The sequence below is a fragment of the Promicromonospora sp. CA-289599 genome (assembly GCF_050936155.1).
Lineage (GTDB): Bacteria > Actinomycetota > Actinomycetes > Actinomycetales > Cellulomonadaceae > Promicromonospora.
Genome location: NZ_JBNJNI010000001.1, coordinates 4,148,809 through 4,169,567, shown reverse-complemented (window position 1 = coordinate 4,169,567; position 20,759 = coordinate 4,148,809). Strand labels below are relative to the sequence as shown.

Below are 20,759 nucleotides of genomic sequence, written 5' to 3'. Positions count from 1 at the left end.
CCCTGTGGTCCGTGAAAGGTGGACGGCCCTGAGCACGCCCGAAGGTCAACCTGGACCGGGCGGGTGAACAGAACGGGTGCGGGAGGCAACAACCGGACAAATAGTCCATTGGGTCGGGTGAAGCCCCAGGTCAGCGGCCACGGAGGGTCTGGGTGAACTTGAGCGGGAATGACGAAGGCCCCCACCGTGGTGAGGGCCTTCGTCGGACTGTGCGCCATCATGGACTCGAACCATGAACCCGCTGATTAAGAGTCAGCTGCTCTGCCAATTGAGCTAATGGCGCCTGCGACGGAAAGATTACCAGGGCTTGGACCCTCTGGCGCACCATTACTTCCGCCTCACGACAACCCCCGCAGATGCCCCCGAGAGGGGCCTGCTGGACCGCCGTCTGGTGCGCCATCATGGACTCGAACCATGAACCCGCTGATTAAGAGTCAGCTGCTCTGCCAATTGAGCTAATGGCGCCTGCGACGGGAAGAAACACTACCAGGACCTGCGCCGTCACCGGAAACCGAACGAGCAGCTCGCCGCTGTGAACTGCGCGACAGCGGGGCACCACCGACCGCCGCTACGCTCCGGCACCATGACCGTCACCGACAGCAGCGCGGGCGCCCCGACCGAGACTGCGGCGCAGCTCGAGCAGGCCGTCCTCCTGCGGCGCGTGCGCGCCTGGCTGATCGTGTTCATCGTCGGCCTCGTGCTGAGCGGGGTCACGGCGTTCCCGTTGGTGACGGAGGTCCGCTGGGGCCATGAGCTCCTCGTCGCGTGGGGCGTGGAGACCTGGCTACCGAGCCTCGTGGAGTGGTTCGCCCGCGTCCGCGAGGGGCTGGAGGCCACCGCCGCCGACTACCCGTTCATCGCGTACGGCACGGACTGGCTCGCGTTCGCGCACCTGGTCATCGCCGTTGCGTTCTGGGGGCCGTTGCGCGACCCGGTCCGCAACATCTGGATCATCGACTTCGGGCTGATCGCCTGCGCGGGGATCATCCCGCTGGCCCTGATCGCCGGGCCGATCCGGGACATCCCGTGGGGCTGGAGCCTCATCGACATGTCGTTCGGCGTCTTCGGCGCGATCCCGCTGCTGCTCGTGCGCCGCATGATCAAGCGTCTGGAGCTACTGCAGGCCGACGTCCGACCCGTCTGACTTACAGGTACAGGCCGGTCGAGTCGTCCGCCTCGTCCCGCTCGGCAACGCCGTGCACGTCGCGCTCGCGCAGGAGCACGTAGTCGCGGCCCGCCAGGTCCACCTCGGCGCGCTCCTCGGGGTCGTAGAGGACGCGGTCCCCGACGTCGACCTGCCGCACGTGCTCGCCCTTGGCCACCACGGTCGCCCAGGCGAGCCGCTTGGGCCCGACGGCGGTCGCCGGGATCACCAGGCCGCCGGTCGAGTGCCGCTCCGCCGAGTCCGTCTCCGGCTCGACCAGGAGCCGGTCGTGCAGCATGCGGATCGGGAGGGTGCCTGGCTTCGTAGCGGCGTTCGTCACAGCGGGGGTGCTCACAGGACAACGCTACGCGACCCGCGGACAGGGTTGTCCACAGGTCCCGCCCGGCGGACCGCCGTCGCGCCGCGGGGCGGCTACCGTTACGGACATGACCACACGTCTCGAGACCGGGGACAAGGCTCCCGACTTCACGCTCCCGACCGCCGACGGCGGCACCGTCAGCCTGGCCGACCTGGCGCAGAACACGACCAAGGGCGTCATCGTGTACTTCTACCCGGCGGCCGCGACGCCGGGCTGCACCAAGGAGGCGTGCGACTTCCGCGACTCCGAGGCGTCGCTGCTGGGCGCGGGCTACGCCGTCGTGGGCATCTCCCCCGACAAGGTGGCGAAGCTGGCGAAGTTCGCCGACGCCGAGGCGCTCACCTTCCCGCTCGCGTCCGACGAGGACCACGCGACGCTGGAGGCGTACGGCGCCTGGGGCGAGAAGCAGAACTACGGCAAGACGTATGTCGGCGTCATCCGCTCCACCTTCGTGGTGAACCCGGACCTGACGGTCGCCGAGTCCTTCTACAACGTGAAGGCGACAGGCCACGTGGCCCGGATCCGCAAGGTCCTCGGGCTCGATGACTGAGACGAAGGCGCAGCGCTGATGGGCTCCCCCGCCGACCTGCTCGACATCGACTCGGAGCTGAGCGACTCGGAGCTGGCCACCCGCGACCGGGTCCGCGAGTTCGTGGACCGGCGCGTCCGGCCGAATATCGCTCGCTGGTTCGCCGACGCGCACTTCCCGCAGGAGCTGGTGCCTGAGCTGGGCGAGCTCGGCCTCCTCGGTATGCACCTCGACGGGTACGGCTGTGCCGGCCGGTCCGCCGTCGAGTACGGGCTGGCCGCGCAGGAGCTGGAGGCCGGCGACTCCGGCATCCGCACCTTCGTGTCGGTGCAGGGCTCGCTGGCGATGTCGGCGATCCACAAGCACGGCTCCGAGGCACAGAAGCAGCAGTGGCTCCCCCGCATGGCGACCGGTGAGGTGGTGGGCTGCTTCGGCCTCACCGAGCCGGGCGCGGGTTCGGACCCGGCGGGCATGACCACGCGAGCCCGGTTCGTGCCGGGCAGCGAGGGCGGTGACGCCGGCGGCGAGTGGGTGCTGGACGGCGCCAAGCGGTGGATCGGCATGGCCTCGTTCGCGGACATCGCGATCATCTGGGCAAAGGTCGCCGAACCGTCCGACGGCGGCGGCGAACGGGACCGGGTCCGTGGGTTCATCGTGCCGACGTCGACCCCGGGGTTCGCGGCGGTGCCGATCGAGCCGAAGCTCTCGATGCGCGCGTCCGTGCAGTGCGACATCACGCTGGAGGGTGTCCGCGTACCCGCGGACGCCCTGCTTCCGGAGCACCCCGGCCTGGCGGGGCCGTTCGCCTGCCTGGACGAGGCGCGCTACGGCATCGTGTGGGGCACCGTCGGTGCGGCACGGGACGCGTTCGAGTCCGCGCTGGCCTACGCCAAGGGGCGCGAGCAGTTCGGCACGCCGATCGCGGGCTTTCAGCTCACGCAGGCCAAGCTCGTGGACATGGCCCTGGAGATCACCAAGGCGCAGCTCATGGCGCTGCGCCTCGGCAGGCTCAAGGACGCCGGGCGGCTGGAGGGCCACATGATCTCGGCGGGCAAGCTCAACAACGCGCGCATCGCCATCAACATCTGTCGCGAGGCGCGCACGGTGCTGGGCGGCAACGGGATCACGCTGGACCACTCGCCGATGCGGCACGCCAGCAACCTGGAGTCGGTGCGCACGTACGAGGGCACCGACGAGGTCCACACGCTCGTGCTCGGACGACACCTCACCGGACTCGCCGCGTTCCGCTGACCTGCACGCTCACTACCCGTAGACTGTGCGCCGCGCGCGAGTGGCGTAATTGGCAGCCGCGCCAGGTTTAGGTCCTGGTGTCTTCGGACGTGGGGGTTCGAGTCCCCCCTCGCGCACTCCTTGCCTGCAGATTGCCTGCAGACGGCGACGGCCGCCTCCCGTGCGGGAAGCGGCCGTCGCCGTCTGCTCTGCCGGACGGACCGACGGGCCAGGTCAGTTCTGCTGGGCCGCGAGGTCCTTCTTCACGACCTCCATGTCGAGGCCGCGGACGGCCTCGACGACCTCGGCGAGGCCCTTGGCCGGCAGCGCGCCCGCCTGGCGGAACACCAGCACGCCGTCGCGGAACGCCATGAGCGTGGGGATGGACGTCACCTGCGCGGCCGACGAGATGCCGGGGTTCGCGTCGGTGTCGATCTTCGCGTGCACGATGTCGTCGTTCTTCTCCGAGGACGCCTCGAAGACGGGGCCGAACATCTTGCACGGCGGGCACCAGTCGGCCCAGAAGTCCACGAGGACTATCCCGTTGTCGCTGACTGTCTTCTCGAACGTGGCATCGGTGATGTCGACGGTTGCCATGTCGCGTTTCCTCTCGTTGTACGTCTCCCTGGTGCAGCACGGTTTCGCCCTCAGCTATTCCGGGAACAGCGCCTCAGTGAGCGGCGCGACACCCCGCGCCGGTCCGGACGGCGCGGGGGTAGGGCGCCGCGAGGCGCGAACTGGTAGAACGGACCCCGTGACGGACACTGCCGACTACCCCCAGGACGATTTCTACCGCGACCCCTCCCAGGCCTCGGGATGGCTGACGGACGAGGACCTCGCGGTCGTGCGGGCACAGCTCCCGCTCATCTACGTCGACGCGATTCCGGTCCGGGTCGACGACTCGGGTGACGTGGTCGCCGTCGGCCTGCTGCTGCGCGTGAACACGCAGGGCGTGATGACGCGGGCCCTGGTCTCCGGCCGCGTCATGTACCACGAGCGGGTGCGGGACGCGCTGCTGCGGCACATCGAGAAGGACCTCGGTCCTGTCGCGCTGCCGCAGGTCCCGCCGTCGCCGCAGCCGTTCACCGTCGCCGAGTACTTCCCGACGCCGGGCATCACCGCGTTCCACGACCCGCGCCAGCACGCGGTGTCGCTCGCGTACGTGGTGCCGGTGACGGGCGACTGCCGTCCCCAGCAGAACTCTCTGGACCTCGCCTGGCTGACGCCGGAGGAGGCGTGCGCCGACGACGTCCAGGCCGAGATGATGAACGGCCAGGGCATGCTGATCAAGCAGGCGATGGCCCACGTGGGCAGGCTGCCGTAGCGCCGTGACGTCGGTGTCGTGATGCCCGATTCCTCCTTACCTGCGGTATAACGTCCCAGGCGCCCGACGGTCGGTGCCCGGACGGGAGCATGATGGGGCGCCACAGGGTCGCGGGGCGGCTGGCCACAGGGTTGGGCGGAAGCCTGCTCCTGCCGTTCCTGGTGGAGCTCAGCATGGCCTCCATGCTGGACCAGAGCTTCAGCGTGCGACGGGGTGCGATCTTCGTCGGTGTCCTGGCGGGCGGGTCGGGCCTGCTGCTCGCCGTGGACCGGCTCACCGAGTACCGCAAGCATCGCGCCGAGAAGCGGGCGCGGCCGGACGTCGCGCAGGTCCCCGCCGAGCACGTCACCCACCACGCGCTCGCGCCGTACGGCCCGGAGACCGACGGCGTGGTCACCCTGTGCGCGTCCCGGCTCGGCGTCTCGTCACTGCACTACGTCGCGTACCACGCGCGCGGCAAGGGCCTCTTCCGGGTGGACGTGCTGGACCACCCCGACCTGGCGCCGCTCGTCGGCCTGGCCGCACCGGACCGACACCGCCACATCTACGAGAACTACGGCACGCGGCTCAAGGCCCTCATGGCCCATCTCGACGACGACTTCGACGAGCTCGACAGCGGACGCCTCGTCCGGCTCGTCCTCGACGTCGAGAAGGGTGCCGTGTTCGTCATCGAGGTGCACGAGCACTCCGGCAGATACCTGCTCGGAGTGACGCTCGACCAGTCGCACGTGGACACGGCCGACGAGGAGATGCGCAGGCTCACCGCGGAGATCCGCCAGTACCTCGGACACCCGGCGATGCCCGCGACGGCCCGGGAGCCCTAGCTCAGGTCCAGGACCGGCCAGTCCTCCAGGTCCGAGCGCATGCGGCGGTCGTGGGTGGCCACGACCACCGCGCACGGCGTGACCTGCAGCGCACGGGTCAGCTCGTCGACGAGGTCGATCGACAGGTGGTTGGTCGGCTCGTCCAGGAGCAGCAGGTGCGGCGCGTGCAGCAGCGCCCGCGCGAGCTCGAACCTGCGGCGCTGGCCCGCGGACAGCTCGGCGAGCGGCCGGTCCAGGTCCTCCTCGCTGAGCAGGCCGAGGCCCGCGACGGGCACCACGTGGTCCGGGTCCAGCTCGCCCGAGGCGAGCAGCCGGAGCGCCTCGTCGGCGTACGTCTCGAAACCGGTCCGCAGGCGCGCCTTGCCGGTGATCGGCGCGCTCTCCTGCCCGACGACGCCGATGCGCGCCCCCGGCGCGACGAACCGCGTCCCCCGGTCCAGCTCAAGGGTGCCGGCCAGCGCCCCGAGCAGCGTCGACTTGCCCGTGCCGTTCGGCCCCACGACCAGCAGCCGGCCGGACGGCGGCACGGCCACCCGGGTGCCGGGCAGGTCGAGGCGGGCGCCGCCGCCGCCGCCCACGCGCGGCGAACGCACCTCCACCACGGGGTGGCTGGGGTCCCAGCCCGCGGACATCGCCGGAAGGTCCGGGAAGCCCAGCTCCACCGGCGGTCTCGGCACCTCGATGGCCTCCGCCTCGAGCTTCTGGACGAGCCGGTCAGCGGCCTTGACGTGGATGCGGGCGTGGGTGGCGCGGCGATGCTTCTGCGAGCCCTTTCCCGGGCGCCACTCGTCGGACAGGCCCTCGTACGACTCGTCCAGCCGCTCGGCGAGTGCCGCCGCCCGCTTGCGCTCGGCCCGGTAGCGCTGGCGCCAGCGGTGCAGGGACTGGTTCTTCGCGAACCGATAGGTCAGGTAGCCCGGCTGCCCGTAGAGCACCGGCTTGCCGTCCCAGGACGGGTCGAGGTCGAGGATCCCCGTGGCGACGTCGTCGAGCAGCTCGCGGTCGTGCGTGACCAGGACGACGCCGCCACGCCACGCCACGAGCTCGCCCGTGAGGTACTCGATGGCGGAGTCGTCGAGGTGGTTGGTGGGCTCGTCCAGCAGGAGCAGGTCGGAGCGTTCGGCGAGGCGGCAGGCGAGGCGGACGCGGAACCGCTCCCCCACGCTGAGCCGGTCGAGCCGACGGCGGGGGTCGCGCGGCGCGCCGAGCCGCGTGAGCGCCACCTCGACGCGCCGGTCGGCGTCCCAGACCGCGAGGTGCTCGGCGAGCGACAGGGTGCGTTCGAGCACCGCGAGGTCGCCCGAGCCGTGGTCGAACGCGGCGGCAGCGGCCTCGAGCTCGGCGGCCGCCGTCCGCAGGCCGTCGAGCGTGGCCGCGACGACGTCGCCGACGGTCTGGCCCGGTGCGGGATGCAGCTCCTGCTCGACGAGGGCCACCGAACCGTGCCGCCGGACCTCGCCCGACCTCGGCTGCAGGTCACCGGCGAGCAGGTGCAGGAACGTGGACTTGCCGGACCCGTTCTCGCCCACGACGCCGAGCCGCGTGCCGTCGTTCACCGTGCAGCTCACGCCGGCCAGCACGTCCCGCCCGGGGTACGCGAAGGCCAGGTCCTGGGCGACAAGATGCATCCGCCAAGCCTACGGGCCGTTCCGGAGCAGGCCGACAGGCCGGACCAGCACAGCACGATGCCCGACGCCGGTGAGGCATCGGGCATCGGCGGACGCTGTGGGTGCGCAGCGGGGGGTATCCAGGGGCGGATGTGCCGCGCACCCACAGCGAGACGATCAGGCAGAGGTCTCCGTCCGGCGGGCGACGGCGGGGTACCTGATGTTCTCGACCATCTCCTGCACCTCGTGCGACGGTGGCTTGGTCGCCAGCGACACGATCACCGTGACCACCAGGTTCACGACCGCGCCGATGGCACCGATGCCCTCGGGGCTCACGCCCATGATGTGGTCGTTGGCCTGGGTGCCGAACACCGGGAGCGTGTAGATCATGTACGTCGCGGTGAAGACGAGGCCGGTGAGCATGCCCGAGACGGCTCCCGCCGCGTTGGCTCTCTTCCAGAAGATCCCGAGCAGCAGGATCGGGAAGAAGGTCGACGCGGCGAGCCCGAAGGCGAAGGCGACCACCTGGGCCACGAACGCCGGCGGGTTGATGCCGAAGTAGATCGCGACCAGCACCGCGATGCCCATCGCGATCCGGCTGACCAGGAGACGCCGGGCCTCCGAGGCGTTGTGGTCCACGTACCGGAAGTACAGGTCGTGGGACGCCGACGACGAGATGACCAGCAGCAGGCCGGCCGCCGTCGACATGGCGGCCGCCAGGCCACCGGCCGCGACGAGCCCGACGATCGGCGCGGGCAGGCCCGCGATCTCCGGGCTGGCCAGCACCAGGATGTCGTTGTTGATGATCAGGTCGGCACCCGAGTCCGGGTTGTTGCTGACCGTGCCGATCGTGTCGACGCCCTCACCCACGGTGATCAGACCTGTCGCCATCCAGTTCTGCACCCAGGACGGCAGCGCGTCGACCGCGGCTCCCTGCACACCGTTGAGCAGGTTGAGCTTGGTGAACGCACCCACGGCCGGGGCGGTCGTGTAGAGCATGCCGATGAAGACCAGCGCCCACAGGGCCGAGTAGCGCGCCCCGCGGACCGTCTTGGTCGTGTAGAACCGGATGATCACGTGCGGCAGACCGGCGGTGCCGATCATGAGCGACAGGGTCACCAGGAAGACATCGATCTGCGGCCGTGCGGTGAACGCCTCGGTGTAGACCGGCAGCCCGAACTCGGCACCGACCCGGTTCAGCTCGGCCAGGATCTCGCCGAACGAGATCTGCGGCACCGGGAACCCGGTCATCGTGTGCGCCACTGCCCAGGCCGGGATCAGGTACGCGACGATGAGCACCGTGTACTGGGCCACCTGGGTCCAGGTGATGCCCTTCATCCCACCGAACACCGCGTACGCGAAGATGACGGCCGCCGCGATGGCGACGCCGACGCCCTGCTCGACCTGGAGGAACCGGGAGAACACGATGCCGCCGCCGGCCATCTGCCCCACCACGTAGGTGAACGACACGATGATCGCGACGAGTGCGGACACCGAGCGCACGGTCTCGGAGAACCGGTCACCGACGAACTCAGGAACCGTGAACTTGCCCCACTTGCGCAGGTACGGCGCGAGCAGCAGGGCGAGCAGCACGTAGCCGCCCGTCCAGCCCATCAGGTAGATGGAGCCGTCCGACCCGAGGAAGGCGATGAGGCCCGCCATCGAGATGAACGACGCGGCGGACATCCAGTCCGCCGCGACGGCTGCGCCGTTCGCGACGGCGGGGATGTTCTGCTCGGCGACGAAGAAGCCCTTGGTCTCCTTCACGCGGCTGCGCCAGGCGATACCGATGTACAGCGCGAACGACGCCGAGACGAAGATGAGCGCCCAGGTCTGGATGTCACTCATGACCGGCTCCCGTCGTCGTTGCGCTCGCTGACGCCGTACTCGTCGTCAAGCCTGTCCATGCGCAGGGCGTAGATGAGGATCAGCAGGATGAAGGTGTAGATCGAACCCTGCTGCGCGAACCAGAACCCCAGCGGGAAGCCCGCGATCACTATCTCGTTGAGCTGCTCGACGAACAGGATCCCCGCGCCGAACGAGACCGCGAACCAGACGATCAGCAGGACCACCATCAGCCGGAGGTTCTTCTTCCAGTACTCCTTGCGCCAGCCGTTCTCCGGCAGGGCGACGCCCCCGCCGTCCGGCGGCGCTCCGCCCGGCGGACTCTCGTTCGTGTCGGCCATGTCTCGACGCTCCTTTGCGTGTCGTGGTGCCTCCGACCGGCAGCCCCAGCTGCCGGCCGGAGGCACTGTGGTGCGGATCACAGTGCCCCCGAGCCTGAGCCAAGGGCAGACGCCGCCGCGGCGCAAGAGCCGACCAGCCGGACGGCGGGCGCGGCCCCGCGAGCGGTCGTTCAGGGCCACGAACGGTTCCGGGAATCTTCACCCGACCGTTCGAGACGCGTTCTCGACCGTTCGCTGAACGGGAGCTGCCGTTCGGCAGAGCGGGGCCCGAGCGGGGGTCCCAGGACGGCCCGGCAGCCCTACGATCGCCTCATGTCCTCGACGTCGAGCACTTCCGGTACCGCCGTGCGCCGCCGTGTGTTTCATCCCGGCAGCCTGGCAATGGCCATCGGCGGGCTGTGCGTCATGATCGGGTCGGTCCTGCCCTGGATCAGCACGCCGCTGGGACACATCCCTGGCCACGCGAGCTACCTCGGCTGGGCGACGATGTTCGTCGCTCCCCTCGCGTTCGCCGGCGCCGTCCTGCCGTTCCGACGAGTGGCGATCGGCCACTGCCTCGTCGTCGCGGCGCCCTGCGCGCTCGCCGTCGTCTGGAACCTCGTGCAGATGGTGCGGGTCAGCGCCGACACCGACTCCTGGGGCAGGGTGTGGCCCGGTATGGGCCTGGTGATGATCGCCGGCGGCGCGGTGATCCTCCTGAGCACCGCCTGGCGCCTGCACCGGACGCCTGACGCATAGTCTCCTCCCATGGAGCACGACGACGACGACGTCGACGAGCACGACACACCGGCCGAGGTCGACGCCACGTTCCGCACGCTGCGGCGCGTCGCCATCACGCACTTCGTGCTGTTCCTGGCCGTCGTGACGGGCGTCCCCGCCCTGACGCTCACGCTCGGCTGGTGGTCGGGCGGACGCCTCGCCGGCGGCATGAGCCCTGGCTTCGCCATGGCGGCGTTCGGACTGTACGCCTTCTTCCTGGTGATCGGGCTGGCAGCGGCCACGCTGTCCTCGGCGGTCGAGGCGCGCATGCTCGGCGGCCGCGAGGACGACGAGGAGCGCTACTCGGGCGACACCTACCCGGACGGCACCCACTCGAGCGACGGCGAGACCCCGTGACCGCCGCGAGCGTCGGCACGCTGGCAGCCCTCATCGGGCTGGTGGCCGTGATCACGCTCGTCGTACGGCCGCGAGGCGCCTCCACCGTCGACTTCTACCTGGCCGGTCAACGGGTCGGCGTCGCGACGAACGCCCTGGCCATCTGCGGGGACTACTTCTCCGCCGCATCGTTCCTCGGGGTCGCCGCCGCGGTCTACGTCTCGGGCCTCGACGGCGTCTGGTACGCCGTCGGGTTCGCCGCGGGGTTCGTCCCCGTGCTGCTGTTCGTCGCCGCACCGCTGCGCCGGTTCGGCGAGTTCTCCATCCCCGACTTCCTCGGCCGGCGCCTCGCCTCGGAGCGCGTGCGCCTGGTCGCCGTCGCCGTGGTGCAGATCGTCATCCTGTCCTACCTCGTCCCGCAGGCCGTGGGCAGCGGCATCACGTGGCAGCTCCTCGTCGGGCACGGGCTGCCCGGCCTCTCCCCGTACGCCACGGGTGTGGTCCTCTCGACCACGGTGGTGGCCGGGCTGGTCGCGTTCGGCGGCATGCGCGGCACCACCTGGACCCAGGCCATCCAGTTCCTCGTGCTGCTCGGCGCGCTCGTCTGGCTCGCCGTCGTCGTCGCCGGGTCGGGGTTCAACTACTCCGGGGCGGTCGCGGACCTGTCCGCCGAACCCCTCGCCAACCCGGTGCACGACGAGTCCGGATGGCACCTGCAGCCGGAGAGCAACCAGCTCGACCCGACGCAACCCGCGACCTTCGGGCAACCCGGCGCCGCCTACGGCCCGCTGGCCCAGTTCGCCCTCGTCCTCACGCTCGTCATGGGCACGGCAGGCCTGCCCCACGTGATGAACCGCTACTTCACCAGCCCCACTGGCACCGCCGCACGGATGACGACCGTGTGGGTCCTCGGCCTGGCCGGACTGTTCTACGCGCTCGCCGTCATGCTCGGTACGGCAGCACGCCAGCAGATCGCGGCAGCCGTCGAGGACCACCCCTGGCTGGAGGAGCTCACCGTCGACGGCGTGCTGCGGGTGCCCGAGCACGCCCTGCCCGTGCTGGGCCGCATCTACGGCGGCGACTCCGGGCTCGCGGTCGTCGCGGCCGGCGCACTGGTCGCCGTGATGTCCACCATCGCGGGACTCCTGCTCGCCGCTGCCGCGTCCTGGGGCCACGACGTCTACGAACGGCACATCAACCCGCGCGCCACCCAGAGCCAGGCGGTGTGGGCCGGGCGGGCGAGCACCGCGGTGGTCGCACTCGCGGCGGGCGGCCTGGCCATCGCCATGCAGCCGGCGGAGATCACCCCCGCCGTACCCTCCATCGTGGCGGCGATGGTGACCTGGGCGTTCGCCATCGCGGGTTCGGCGCTGACCCCGGTCTTCGTGCTGGCCATCTGGTGGCGCGGCACGACGGCGGCGGGCGCCACCGCCGGCATGACCGTCGGCGGACTCGTGTCCGTGACCATGTTCGTGGTGGGCGCCCTGCCGATCGGACCAGGGCTCGGGGAGATGCTGATGACCCCGACCCTCGTGGCTGCACCGCTGGCCGCGCTCGTGACCTGGCTGGTCTCGCGGGCGACGACGCCTCCGGACGACGTCGAACGGCAATGGCTGGTGCTGCACGGCACGGCTGCCGACCGGCATGCCGAACGTCTGGCACGACTCACCATCGCGAGCCCCGGACCGAAACCACGCCGGTCCTCGCGATCGGTCCGGCACAAGGGAGAGCACGATGCGGACGGGTAGCGCGCTCCTGGCCGCGACGATCGGCGTCACGTGGGCGGTGGTCTACCTGGTGACCCAGGTCTTCGTGTCCCCACCGCTGGGAGTCGGCACCACGGTGGCGGCAGGCGCCGTGGTGTCCGTGCTCCTCGTGCTCGGCTACCCCTCCGCGCTTCGGGGCCCCCGTGCGGCCACGGCGCTGCGGCGCTGGTCGCGGTCACGAGACGGGTCCGAGAGCCCCGGCGCCCGACACGAGGGACGTGGCGTCGAGCGCTCTCGCCGTCGGATCGTGGCCGGTGGACGCCGTATGCCGCTCCGGTCCGGGCTGACCGCTGACGCCGCCCGCCGTACCGCCGAGCTGCTGCGCCCGCTGCTCGGCGGGGACGCCGTGGTGATCACCGACCGGGAGCTGAACCTGGCCTTCGTCGGGCCCGGTGTGGACCATCACACGGCGGGCGGTCCGGTACGGGCAGCCATCGTGCGGAGCACGATAGCCAAGGGGCGCACCGTGGTGTCCCGCCGCGCGTCGAGCATGGGGTGCGACGACCCGGACTGCCCGCTGCGCAGCGCCGTCGTCGTGCCGCTCGTCGTGGGCGCGCGCGTGGTGGGCACCATCGGCGTCTTCCGGACGCACGACGAGCCCGCGCCACGGGACCAGGTCGAGGACATGGCGAGCATCCTGTCGCTCCACCTGGAGCTGGCCGAGGCGGACCGCGAGCGCAAGCTGGCCTCGGACGCGCGGCTGGACGCCCTGCGCGCGCAGATCAACCCGCACTTCCTGTTCAACATCCTGAACACGATCGCCTCGAAGTCGCGGACGGACCCGGACGAGGCCCGCCAGCTGCTGCTGCGCCTGTCGGACTTCTTCCGGTACGCCGTGCGGCAGGAGGGCCAGCTCGCAGAGTTCGCGCAGGAGTATTTCTTCGTCCGCACGTACCTGTCGCTGGAGCAGGCCCGGTTCGGGGACCGGCTGCGGGTGCGATACGACGTCGACCCGCAGGTTCTCACCGCTCACGTGCCTGTGCTCGTCATCCAGCCCCTGGTCGAGAACGCAGTGAAGCACGGCCTGGCGGACAAGGTGGAGGGCGGCACGGTCACCTTGAAGGCCCGTGTCGACCCCCTGACCCGGACGACGTCGATCCGCGTGACCGACGACGGTGTCGGCATGACCGCCGACGTGCTCGACACGCTGGGTGCGGGCGGCGGTGCCGATCGGGGCGCCGAGGGCGAGGCGGGCCCGCGCGGCGGCATCGGCCTGCGGAACATCTCGGAGCGCCTCACGACGCTGTTCGGCGAGCGGTTCACCCTGGACATCCAGTCCACGGCGGGTGCGGGCACGGTGGTGGAGGTACGCGTCCCGCTACGCTGACCGCATGCGCCCCCGCGCCCTGATCGTCGACGACGAGGCACCGGCTCGTGCCGAGCTGCGCTTCCTGCTGGAGGAGCTCGGGCAGGTCCAGGTGGTGGGTGAGGCCGCGAACGGTGAGGAGGCTCTCCTTCTCCTGCGGTCGATCCCCTACGACCTGGTGCTGCTGGACATCCGGATGCCCGGAGGCAGCGGCCTGGAGGTCGCGGGCGCGCTGCGCGACCTGCCGCACCCACCCCAGGTCATCTTCACCACCGCCTACCCTGACCATGCGGTCGAGGCCTTCGACCTCGCCGCGGCGGACTACCTGGTCAAACCGTTCGACGCCGCACGCCTGAGCCGCGCGGTGGAGCGTGCGCTCGAGCACGCCGGGGCCGACGACGCGCAGTCGAGCCCGGCGGGTGCGGGTGACGCCGCGGGGGTGGGTAGCACGTCCAACGGCGGCCAGGCCGGACAGCGGGGCGGCGACGCGGCCAAGCCGGAACCGCTCGCTCGGGTGCCCGTGCAGCGTGACGGCCGCACCATGCTCGTGGACCAGTCGGCGATCGTGTACGCGAGCGCCGCGCGTGGCTACTCCTACCTCAAGCTGACCGACGAGCGGCTGCTGGTCACGTTCTCCCTGAACGAGCTGGAGCGGCGGCTGCGCGGGCACTTCTTCCGGTCGCACCGTTCCTACCTGGTGAACCTGAACCACGTGCGTGAGCTGGTGCCGGACTTCAAGGGTGCGCTGGTGCTGGTCATGAACGACCGGCAGCGCAGCCGGGTCGAGGTGTCCCGGCGACAGGCCAGGGAGCTGCGCCGCCGGCTGGGCGTCTGACGGTCCTGAACTGGCATTTTCCTTTACTCACAAAAGCCGCGTCAGGGACCATACGGGGCAGTCGTTCCGCGAGGGAGCGCCCGACCCTTGGAGAGACGTGTCCGAGATCCCGCCTGCCCTTCGCCTGACCAACCTGATGCTCACTCCCGGCACCCGAACCCGCAAGGACCCGGACGCCGTGTTCGACCGGATCATCACGCGGGCCTCGCGTGGCCGCACACCGCTGAGCGCCGAGTACGCGGCGGATCTTGAGCACCTCCGGCTGGTCCTGCGCGCCTTCGCGCGCTTTCCCGGCCTGAGCCCGCTCGGCTGGATGGCGGGGCAGTCGCTGGTGGAGTCCCGGGTCCAGAACCGCGTGGTGGTCGGCGACCTGCGCGCCCGGCACCCCCGGATCGCCGAGGAGCCCGTGGCGGCTCCGGTGTTCGTGGTCGGCATGCCCCGGACGGGCACCACCCTCACGTACAACCTGCTGTCCAGATCGCCCGCCCATCGCGGGCCCAAGCTCTGGGAGATGACGCACCTCGGCCTGGCCGTCGACGCCGCGGAGGAGGCCACGCTGATCCGGCGCACCCGGAAGAAGTACGCGATGGTGTCGCGGCTCAGCCCCACGTGGGACACCATCCACCCGCTCTTCGCGGAGGCCGAGGAGGAGGACACCTTCATCAGGGTCCACTCGGAGCTGCACTCCATGGCCGTACCCGCGCCGGACTACGTCGAACGCCTGCAGACCTTCGACCACCGGCCGGACTACCGGTTCCTCCGCGACGCGCTCCAGGTGCTCTCCTACGAGCGGCCCGCCCGCCGCTGGGTGCTGAAGCACCCGGCGAACCTCTTTCACATGTCGGCGATCCGCGACGTGTTCCCCGACGCCCGGTTCGTCTGGTCCCACCGGACCCCCGAGGTTGCCCTCGCCTCGCTGTGCTCGATGGCCGAGGCCGCGGAGCGGCTGCACAGGCGCCCGGACGCCGTCGACCTGGCCGAGACCGGCAGGCTGTGGCTGGCGATCATGTCCCGCGGGGTGTCCCGCGCCCTCGCGCAGCGCGCCGCCCTGGGGTCCGACGTCGTGCACGACCTGCCGTACGAACGCCTCACCGGCGACCCGCGTACGGCGCTGCCGGAGCTGTTCGAGGAGCTCGGCGCGCAGTGGGGCGCCGCCGACGAGGCGAACCTGGCCGCGGCTCGCGAGGCTCCGAGGCAGCGCGCACCGCACCGGTACGACCTCGAGCGGTACGGGCTGGACCAGGATCAGGTGCACGCGGCGTTCGCCGACTACCTGGACCTGCTCCCGGCCCTGACGCGCTGAGACCGCCGGCCGGGCCCGCCGCACCGCTGGTCGAGCCTGTCGAGACCGACAAGCCCGACCAGCGGCACCGGTCAGCTCATCAGCTGCTTGCCGCAGTGCTGTACAGCGACTGGGCGACAGTGCCCAGGTAGGGGCCGAACATGTAGCTGCGCAGCCTGCCGCCGTTGTACTTGAAGGAGTTCACCGAGTTGAGCGTGCCCAGGCCGGTGGACTCGTCGTAGTTGGCGAACCACGGGCCGCCGGACGAGCCGCCGGTCATGTTGCAGTTCAGGCCCTGGTCGGCGCTGCCGCCGTAGGTGTCCTGCACGACGGTGCCGTGGCACCAGGCGATGTCCGAGCCGTCGTACGGGCTGCCGGCCGGGTAGCCGAACGAGTACATGTACTGGCCGCGCGACTGGTTGAAGCCGATGGACTGCCCGCCCACGACGTCGGTCAGGTGCGCTCCGTCGACGGTGTTCACGATGGCGAAGGCGAAGTCGTAGTCGAAGTCACCGCTGTCGCGCCACTGGGTGGTCGTGATGAGCTGGCGGGCCGTGAAGGTGCCGTACGGCCGCGCGCCGTCGTCGTAGCCGGGGACGAACGCCCAGTTCGTGGCGTACGCACCGGGGCCCTCGTTGAGGCAGTGCCCGGCGGTGAGGACGACGTCCTTGTTCCCGGAGGTGACGGCGCTGCCCGAGCAGACGTAGTTCGTTCCGCCGAGCGTGAAGAACACCTTGCCCGTGGTGTCCCGGACCTCGCCACCGCCCGAGAAGTAGCCGCCCGTGAAGTCCGCGACCGCGGCAGGCGCGGCCTGGCGGACGACCGACGGCTTGCCGACGGCGACCGGGTCGCCCGCCGCCGACTTGTCCTTGCCGGCGACGAGGACGTCCGCCGGCACGGCGTTGCGCATTCGCTGAGGGGTCCAGTAGTCGACCACCTTGTCGTGCGCCGCCCGCGTGGTCGCCGCGTCGTGCACCGCGACGCCGCTGCCGGTGGTGTCGCTCGGCTGGGCCACTGCCGGCGTGACCGACGCGAGGGTGACGCTCCCACCCAGTGCCAGAGCTGCCAGACCCGCAAGAAGATTGCGGGAGAGGTTGCTTCGCATGCCTGCCTCCTAGTTCACACGGTCCGCCACATGGCGGGCGGAGTGATCCTGAGGCTTGGACGATTCGAGAGCAAGGGTTATATATGTCCGACATGTAAACTTTTCACCCGGGTGAATCACCCTGCCGACGGAGCTGCCCGGATGCGGGCTCGCGCGCGTCCCCGGACTACTCTCGACGCGTGAGCACCACCGCCCCCCGCACCATGCCGGTCTGGCCCGCCGCAGTGGCCGACGCCGTCGCCGTCCTCGCCTTCACCCTCATCGGCATCGCGTCGCACGACGGGTCGCTGGTCGCCGCCCTCGGCCGCGTGGTGTGGCCGTTCGCCCTGGCCGCCGCGCTCGGCTGGGTCATCACGCGCGCCTGGCAGGACCCGACCCGGATCTGGCCGACGGGCGTGCTGATCTGGTTCATGACGGTGCTCGGCGGGCTGCTGCTGCGCGGCGTCTCGGGCCAGGGTCTCGCCTGGTCGTTCGCACTGGTCACCGCCGTCTTCCTGGCGATCACCATACTCGGCTGGCGCACGCTGGTGACGGCCCTGCGTCGCGCTCGCTAGGCGCCCAGCACCTCGAGGACCACCGGGGCCAGCGCGCGGAACGCCTTGCCGCGGTGCGAGATCGCGTTCTTCTCCTCCGGCTCCAGCTCTGCCGCGGTCCGACGGCGGTCGCCGTCCGCGCTCGCGTCACCCGGGACGGCCTCGTCCGGGACGAGGATCGGGTCGTAGCCGAACCCGTTGGTCCCACGCGGCTCGGTCGCCAGCAGGCCCCGCATCTCGCCGAGCCGAACCTCCTCGCGCCCGTCGGGCGTGACCAGCGCCGCGGCGCACACGAACCCCGCCTGCCGGTGCTCCGGGCGCACGTCCCCCAGCTGGCCGAGCAGCAGGTCGAGGTTGGCCTGGTCGTCACCGTGCTTGCCCGCCCAGCGGGCCGAGAAGATCCCTGGCGCACCACCCAGCACGTCCACGGCCAGCCCCGAGTCGTCGGCGACGGCAGGCAGCCCGGTCGCCGCGCAGACCGCCCGCGCCTTGATGAGCGCGTTCTCGGCGAACGTCACGCCGTCCTCGACGGGCTCCGGCGCACCGGCCTCGCCCGAGGTGACCAGAGCGCCGTCCGACAGGTCGAGGCCGGACGCGGCGAGGATCGCCCGCAGCTCCCCCACCTTCTTGGCGTTGTGGGTCGCGAGGACGATCCGGGCGGCGGGCGGCACTGTCGAGGAGCTCATGCCCCGATCATGCCAGCCACCGCCCGGCCCGCGGTCAGAGCTCCTGCGCGAGCGCGTCCTGCTGGATCTTGGCGAGCTCGGCGGTGCCGCCCACCGCGAGGTCGAGCAGCGCGTCGAGCTCGGCGCGGTCGAACGGCGCGTGCTCGGCGGTGCCCTGCACCTCGATGAACTTGCCACCGCCCGTGACGACCACGTTCATGTCGGTCTCCGCGCGGACGTCCTCGACGTACGGCAGGTCGAGCATCGGCGTGCCGTCGATGATACCGACGGACACCGCGGAGACCGTGTCGGAGAGCACCTGCTTGCCGCCCTTGACGTGCCCGTGGCGGCGGCCCCAGGCGATGGCGTCGACGAGCGCGACGTAGGCGCCGGTGATCGCCGCGGTGCGGGTGCCGCCGTCGGCCTGGAGCACGTCGCAGTCCAGCACGATGGAGTTCTCGCCGAGCGCGCTCATGTCGACGACGGCGCGCAGCGACCGGCCGATGAGCCGCGAGATCTCGTGCGTGCGGCCGCCGATCTTGCCCTTCACGGACTCGCGCGGGCTGCGCTCGTTGGTGGCGCGCGGCAGCATCGCGTACTCGGCGGTGACCCAGCCCTCGCCGGAGCCCTTGCGCCAGCGCGGCACGCCCTCCGTGAACGAGGCGACGCACAGCACGCGGGTCCGCCCGAACTCGACGAGCACCGACCCCTCGGCCTCGTCGAGCCACCCCCTGGTGATCTTCACGGGGCGGAGCTGGTCGGTGGCGCGCCCGTCGGCGCGGACGATGTCGGTGCTTGAGGTCATGCGCTCCAGCCTAGGTCGTCATGGCCCGCATCTTGGCAGATGTACGCGATGAACGCCGGGAGGTAGGCATTCCACATCTCGGCGCCAAACCGCCCGCGTCAGCTTTCGTCGGTCCCGGACCGCGTGCGCCTGAACACCAACAGACCACACACAATGATCAACAGCCCAGCGATCACGGCCGGAGGAACGAAGGAACTGAGCAGGACCCCTGCGACCACAGAGCCGAAGGTCATCAGGATGATCAGAGCGATCAACTTTGGCATGTGCCGCACAGCGTCCCCCCCAGCCCCGAACGACCCTGACCTGCAACAGTCTGCCCGTACACCAACTATTCCGGTAAATCTAGACCACAGAGGTTCAGACCGCCTACGAAGACGACGGACAGCCAATCGCTCGGTCCCGTGTGCACCGTCCTGACCTGCCGCAACGTGTCACGCGTCACGCGTGGCGCGGCTCACGAGCACCGGTGACGGCGCGTTGTCGTCGCTAGGCTTCACCCCGTGAACGACGCGCCCATCGGGATCTTCGACTCCGGCCTCGGCGGCCTCACGGTCGCGCGCGCCATCCTGGACCAGCTGCCCAACGAGCAGGTCCGGTACCTAGGCGACACCGCGAACAGCCCCTACGGCCCCAAGCCCATCGCCGCCGTCCGCGCCATGGCGCTCGACGCCATGGACCGGCTCGTGGCCGCGGGCGTGAAGATGCTGGTCATCGCGTGCAACACGGCGTCGTCGGCGATGATGCGCGACGCCCGCGAGCGGTACACCCAGCGGCACGGCATCCCTGTGGTCGAGGTCATCCTGCCGGCGGCCCGCGCCGCCGTGACGACCACGCGGTCGGGCCGGATCGGCGTCATCGGCACGCGCACCACCATCCAGTCGCGCGCGTACGACGACGCGTTCCACGTCACGCCCGGCCTGACCATCACGAGCCAGGCCTGCCCGGAGTTCGTGCGCTTCGTCGAGGAGGGCCGCACGTCGGGCCCGGAGGTGCAGAAGTTCGCGCACGAGTACCTCGACCCGGTGAAGGCCGCCGGCGTCGACACGCTCGTCCTCGGCTGCACGCACTACCCGCTGCTCGCGGGCGCCATCTCCTACGTCATGGGCGAGGAGGTCACGCTGGTCTCCAGCGCCGACGAGACCGCCAAGGACGTGTACCGCACGCTCGTCGCACACGACCTGGAGCGCGCGCCCGACGCCGGCGCACCCGTCCACCGGTTCCTGACCACCGGCGACCCGGCGCCCTTCGGGCAGCTCGCCAGCCGGTTCCTCGGCCCTGAGGTCTCACTCGTGGAGGCCATCTGATGCGCCTGATCCCTATCGGTGTCTCCGGTTCGTTCCCGGGGCCGGCGACCCCCGCGTCGTCGTACCTGGTGCGGGTCACCGCCGCGGAGGCTGCGGCCGCCGGCCACGAGGCGCGCGACTGGAACGTGCTGCTCGACCTGGGCAACGGTTCGTTCGGCGCCCTGCAGCGGTTCATGGACCCCACGGAGCTCGACGCGGTCTCCATCTCGCACATGCACCCCGACCACTGCGCCGACCTCTCGGGCCTCTACGTGTACCTGCGGTACCACCCCGAGCACGGCTCGTTGCGGACCGGCCGCAAGGAGCAGCCCCTGCCCGTCTTCGGCCCGTCGACCGCGGAACGGCACGTCGCGCTGTCGTACGGACTGAGCGAGGGCGAGTCGATGGAGAACGACTTCGACTTCCGGTCCTGGGCCGACCTCAAGCGGGTCGAGATCGGGCCGCTGACCATCGAGCCGCACCGGGTCTTCCACCCGGTCGAGACGTACGGCGTGCGCGTGACCGGCCCGTCGGCGTCGGGCGGCACGACGACGCTGGCGTACACCGGGGACACCGACGCGTGCCCGTCGGTGGTCGAGCTCGCGCGCGACGTCGACCTGCTGCTCAGCGAGGCCGCGTTCCTCGAGGGACGCGACGACGGGGTCGAGCGCGGCATCCACCTCACCGGCCGCCGTGCGGGCGAGGTGGCGACCGAGGCGGGGGCTCGCCGTCTGCTGCTGACGCACCTGCCGGTCTGGAACGACCCCGCGGACTCCCTCGCGGAGGCGCGCGGCTCGTACGCGGGCCCGGTGGACCTCGCGGAGCCGGGCACGGTCTACGAGCTGTAGCCCGGCCAGCAGT

Annotated in this window: 22 protein-coding genes and 3 tRNA genes; 15 read left to right on the top strand and 10 right to left on the bottom strand. The window is 71.0% G+C overall.

Going from position 1 to position 20,759, the window contains the following annotated elements:
• Positions 1-210: 210 nt before the first annotated feature.
• Positions 211-283 (bottom strand) — tRNA-Lys (locus ACQEVI_RS18545).
• Between the two features lie 106 nt (positions 284-389).
• A tRNA-Lys gene (locus ACQEVI_RS18540) sits at positions 390-465 on the bottom strand.
• Between the two features lie 118 nt (positions 466-583).
• On the opposite strand from ACQEVI_RS18540, the gene ACQEVI_RS18535 reads away from it, so the two are divergent.
• Positions 584-1,144, top strand: a complete 561-nt coding sequence (locus tag ACQEVI_RS18535) for a hypothetical protein (RefSeq protein ID WP_432901457.1) — start codon at positions 584-586, stop codon at positions 1,142-1,144.
• A 1-nt stretch (position 1,145) separates the two neighbouring features.
• Here the strand turns inward: ACQEVI_RS18535 and ACQEVI_RS18530 are convergent, their stop codons facing one another.
• On the bottom strand, positions 1,146-1,442 hold the full coding sequence (locus tag ACQEVI_RS18530) for a GroES family chaperonin (protein WP_432906003.1): 297 nt from the start codon (positions 1,440-1,442) through the stop codon (positions 1,146-1,148).
• Between the two features lie 148 nt (positions 1,443-1,590).
• Between ACQEVI_RS18530 and bcp the strand changes: the two genes are divergently transcribed.
• The 3 genes from bcp (at position 1,591) to ACQEVI_RS18515 (ending at position 3,419) form a co-directional block, all read left to right on the top strand.
• The gene (gene bcp, locus ACQEVI_RS18525) at positions 1,591-2,073 is read left to right on the top strand and encodes a thioredoxin-dependent thiol peroxidase (RefSeq protein ID WP_432901455.1); all 483 of its coding nucleotides are present in this window, start codon (positions 1,591-1,593) and stop codon (positions 2,071-2,073) included.
• Positions 2,074-2,091: 18 nt separating this feature from the next.
• On the top strand, positions 2,092-3,303 hold the full coding sequence (locus tag ACQEVI_RS18520; RefSeq protein ID WP_432901453.1) for an acyl-CoA dehydrogenase family protein: 1,212 nt from the start codon (positions 2,092-2,094) through the stop codon (positions 3,301-3,303).
• A gap of 34 nt (positions 3,304-3,337) precedes the next feature.
• Positions 3,338-3,419: transfer RNA gene (locus tag ACQEVI_RS18515), tRNA-Leu, on the top strand.
• Positions 3,420-3,516: 97 nt separating this feature from the next.
• Here the strand turns inward: ACQEVI_RS18515 and trxA are convergent.
• The gene (gene trxA / locus ACQEVI_RS18510) at positions 3,517-3,879 is read right to left on the bottom strand and encodes a thioredoxin (protein ID WP_357505960.1); all 363 of its coding nucleotides are present in this window, start codon (positions 3,877-3,879) and stop codon (positions 3,517-3,519) included.
• 157 nt (positions 3,880-4,036) lie between these two features.
• On the opposite strand from trxA, the gene ACQEVI_RS18505 reads away from it, so the two are divergent.
• Together ACQEVI_RS18505 and ACQEVI_RS18500 are read left to right on the top strand one after the other, a co-directional pair.
• Positions 4,037-4,606: an NUDIX hydrolase family protein gene (locus tag ACQEVI_RS18505; protein WP_432901451.1), complete on the top strand. Its 570-nt coding sequence runs from the start codon at positions 4,037-4,039 to the stop codon at positions 4,604-4,606.
• Between the two features lie 173 nt (positions 4,607-4,779).
• Positions 4,780-5,430 (top strand): hypothetical protein, encoded by a 651-nt coding sequence (locus ACQEVI_RS18500; protein ID WP_432901449.1) that lies wholly within the window; start codon positions 4,780-4,782, stop codon positions 5,428-5,430.
• On the opposite strand, the gene ACQEVI_RS18495 is transcribed toward ACQEVI_RS18500, so the two are convergent.
• The 3 genes from ACQEVI_RS18495 to ACQEVI_RS18485 all read right to left on the bottom strand — a co-directional run bounded on the left by ACQEVI_RS18495 (position 5,427) and on the right by ACQEVI_RS18485 (position 9,223).
• Positions 5,427-7,058, bottom strand: a complete 1,632-nt coding sequence (locus ACQEVI_RS18495; RefSeq protein ID WP_432901447.1) for an ATP-binding cassette domain-containing protein — start codon at positions 7,056-7,058, stop codon at positions 5,427-5,429. The genes ACQEVI_RS18500 and ACQEVI_RS18495 overlap by 4 nt on opposite strands.
• Before the next feature lie 156 nt (positions 7,059-7,214).
• Positions 7,215-8,885, bottom strand: coding sequence for a sodium:solute symporter family protein (locus tag ACQEVI_RS18490; protein WP_432901445.1), 1,671 nt, complete (start codon positions 8,883-8,885; stop codon positions 7,215-7,217).
• Positions 8,882-9,223, bottom strand: coding sequence for a DUF4212 domain-containing protein (locus ACQEVI_RS18485; protein ID WP_432901443.1), 342 nt, complete (start codon positions 9,221-9,223; stop codon positions 8,882-8,884). The genes ACQEVI_RS18490 and ACQEVI_RS18485 overlap by 4 nt, the downstream gene beginning before the upstream one ends.
• 312 nt (positions 9,224-9,535) lie before the next feature.
• On the opposite strand from ACQEVI_RS18485, the gene ACQEVI_RS18480 reads away from it, so the two are divergent.
• From ACQEVI_RS18480 to ACQEVI_RS18455, 6 genes are all read left to right on the top strand, one after another.
• Complete coding sequence (locus ACQEVI_RS18480; protein WP_432901441.1) at positions 9,536-9,961, top strand: hypothetical protein; 426 nt, start codon at positions 9,536-9,538, stop codon at positions 9,959-9,961.
• A 9-nt stretch (positions 9,962-9,970) separates the two neighbouring features.
• Positions 9,971-10,339, top strand: coding sequence for a hypothetical protein (locus tag ACQEVI_RS18475; RefSeq protein ID WP_432901439.1), 369 nt, complete (start codon positions 9,971-9,973; stop codon positions 10,337-10,339).
• Positions 10,336-12,066, top strand: coding sequence for a solute symporter family protein (locus ACQEVI_RS18470; RefSeq protein ID WP_432901437.1), 1,731 nt, complete (start codon positions 10,336-10,338; stop codon positions 12,064-12,066). The genes ACQEVI_RS18475 and ACQEVI_RS18470 overlap by 4 nt, the downstream gene beginning before the upstream one ends.
• Entirely contained in the window at positions 12,053-13,411 is a 1,359-nt protein-coding gene (locus ACQEVI_RS18465) for a histidine kinase (RefSeq protein WP_432901435.1), read from the top strand. The genes ACQEVI_RS18470 and ACQEVI_RS18465 overlap by 14 nt, the downstream gene beginning before the upstream one ends.
• Before the next feature lie 4 nt (positions 13,412-13,415).
• Positions 13,416-14,225 carry a LytR/AlgR family response regulator transcription factor gene (locus tag ACQEVI_RS18460; protein ID WP_432901433.1) on the top strand — a complete coding sequence of 270 codons (810 nt, stop codon included), beginning with the start codon at positions 13,416-13,418 and terminating at the stop codon, positions 14,223-14,225.
• A gap of 97 nt (positions 14,226-14,322) precedes the next feature.
• Positions 14,323-15,528 carry a sulfotransferase family protein gene (locus ACQEVI_RS18455; protein ID WP_432901431.1) on the top strand — a complete coding sequence of 402 codons (1,206 nt, stop codon included), beginning with the start codon at positions 14,323-14,325 and terminating at the stop codon, positions 15,526-15,528.
• Between the two features lie 79 nt (positions 15,529-15,607).
• On the opposite strand, the gene ACQEVI_RS18450 is transcribed toward ACQEVI_RS18455, so the two are convergent.
• Complete coding sequence (locus ACQEVI_RS18450; RefSeq protein ID WP_432901429.1) at positions 15,608-16,612, bottom strand: trypsin-like serine peptidase; 1,005 nt, start codon at positions 16,610-16,612, stop codon at positions 15,608-15,610.
• 179 nt (positions 16,613-16,791) lie between these two features.
• Here ACQEVI_RS18450 and ACQEVI_RS18445 point away from each other — a divergent pair, with 179 nt between their 5' ends.
• Positions 16,792-17,166 carry a DUF3054 domain-containing protein gene (locus ACQEVI_RS18445; RefSeq protein WP_432901427.1) on the top strand — a complete coding sequence of 125 codons (375 nt, stop codon included), beginning with the start codon at positions 16,792-16,794 and terminating at the stop codon, positions 17,164-17,166.
• On the opposite strand, the gene rdgB is transcribed toward ACQEVI_RS18445, so the two are convergent.
• Together rdgB and rph are read right to left on the bottom strand one after the other, a co-directional pair.
• Positions 17,163-17,831 carry an RdgB/HAM1 family non-canonical purine NTP pyrophosphatase gene (gene rdgB, locus ACQEVI_RS18440; RefSeq protein WP_432901425.1) on the bottom strand — a complete coding sequence of 223 codons (669 nt, stop codon included), beginning with the start codon at positions 17,829-17,831 and terminating at the stop codon, positions 17,163-17,165. The genes ACQEVI_RS18445 and rdgB overlap by 4 nt on opposite strands.
• Before the next feature lie 34 nt (positions 17,832-17,865).
• Positions 17,866-18,615 carry a ribonuclease PH gene (gene rph / locus ACQEVI_RS18435; RefSeq protein ID WP_432901423.1) on the bottom strand — a complete coding sequence of 250 codons (750 nt, stop codon included), beginning with the start codon at positions 18,613-18,615 and terminating at the stop codon, positions 17,866-17,868.
• Positions 18,616-19,115: 500 nt separating this feature from the next.
• Between rph and murI the strand changes: the two genes are divergently transcribed.
• Both murI and ACQEVI_RS18425 read left to right on the top strand, forming a co-directional pair.
• Positions 19,116-19,919, top strand: a complete 804-nt coding sequence (murI, locus tag ACQEVI_RS18430; RefSeq protein ID WP_432901421.1) for a glutamate racemase — start codon at positions 19,116-19,118, stop codon at positions 19,917-19,919.
• Positions 19,919-20,746, top strand: coding sequence for an MBL fold metallo-hydrolase (locus ACQEVI_RS18425; RefSeq protein ID WP_432901419.1), 828 nt, complete (start codon positions 19,919-19,921; stop codon positions 20,744-20,746). The genes murI and ACQEVI_RS18425 overlap by 1 nt, the downstream gene beginning before the upstream one ends.
• Positions 20,747-20,759: the final 13 nt, after the last annotated feature.

Coding starts and splice junctions, on each gene's coding strand:
- ACQEVI_RS18535 (WP_432901457.1), top strand. CDS start 584: ATGACCGTCACCGACAGCAGCGCGGGCGCCCCGACCGAGACTGCGGCG.
- ACQEVI_RS18530 (WP_432906003.1), bottom strand. CDS start 1,442: ATGCTGCACGACCGGCTCCTGGTCGAGCCGGAGACGGACTCGGCGGAG.
- bcp (WP_432901455.1), top strand. CDS start 1,591: ATGACCACACGTCTCGAGACCGGGGACAAGGCTCCCGACTTCACGCTC.
- ACQEVI_RS18520 (WP_432901453.1), top strand. CDS start 2,092: ATGGGCTCCCCCGCCGACCTGCTCGACATCGACTCGGAGCTGAGCGAC.
- trxA (WP_357505960.1), bottom strand. CDS start 3,879: ATGGCAACCGTCGACATCACCGATGCCACGTTCGAGAAGACAGTCAGC.
- ACQEVI_RS18500 (WP_432901449.1), top strand. CDS start 4,780: ATGGCCTCCATGCTGGACCAGAGCTTCAGCGTGCGACGGGGTGCGATC.
- ACQEVI_RS18495 (WP_432901447.1), bottom strand. CDS start 7,058: ATGCATCTTGTCGCCCAGGACCTGGCCTTCGCGTACCCCGGGCGGGAC.
- ACQEVI_RS18490 (WP_432901445.1), bottom strand. CDS start 8,885: ATGAGTGACATCCAGACCTGGGCGCTCATCTTCGTCTCGGCGTCGTTC.
- ACQEVI_RS18485 (WP_432901443.1), bottom strand. CDS start 9,223: ATGGCCGACACGAACGAGAGTCCGCCGGGCGGAGCGCCGCCGGACGGC.
- ACQEVI_RS18480 (WP_432901441.1), top strand. CDS start 9,536: ATGTCCTCGACGTCGAGCACTTCCGGTACCGCCGTGCGCCGCCGTGTG.
- ACQEVI_RS18475 (WP_432901439.1), top strand. CDS start 9,971: ATGGAGCACGACGACGACGACGTCGACGAGCACGACACACCGGCCGAG.
- ACQEVI_RS18465 (WP_432901435.1), top strand. CDS start 12,053: ATGCGGACGGGTAGCGCGCTCCTGGCCGCGACGATCGGCGTCACGTGG.
- ACQEVI_RS18460 (WP_432901433.1), top strand. CDS start 13,416: ATGCGCCCCCGCGCCCTGATCGTCGACGACGAGGCACCGGCTCGTGCC.
- ACQEVI_RS18450 (WP_432901429.1), bottom strand. CDS start 16,612: ATGCGAAGCAACCTCTCCCGCAATCTTCTTGCGGGTCTGGCAGCTCTG.
- rdgB (WP_432901425.1), bottom strand. CDS start 17,831: ATGAGCTCCTCGACAGTGCCGCCCGCCGCCCGGATCGTCCTCGCGACC.
- rph (WP_432901423.1), bottom strand. CDS start 18,615: ATGACCTCAAGCACCGACATCGTCCGCGCCGACGGGCGCGCCACCGAC.
- ACQEVI_RS18425 (WP_432901419.1), top strand. CDS start 19,919: ATGCGCCTGATCCCTATCGGTGTCTCCGGTTCGTTCCCGGGGCCGGCG.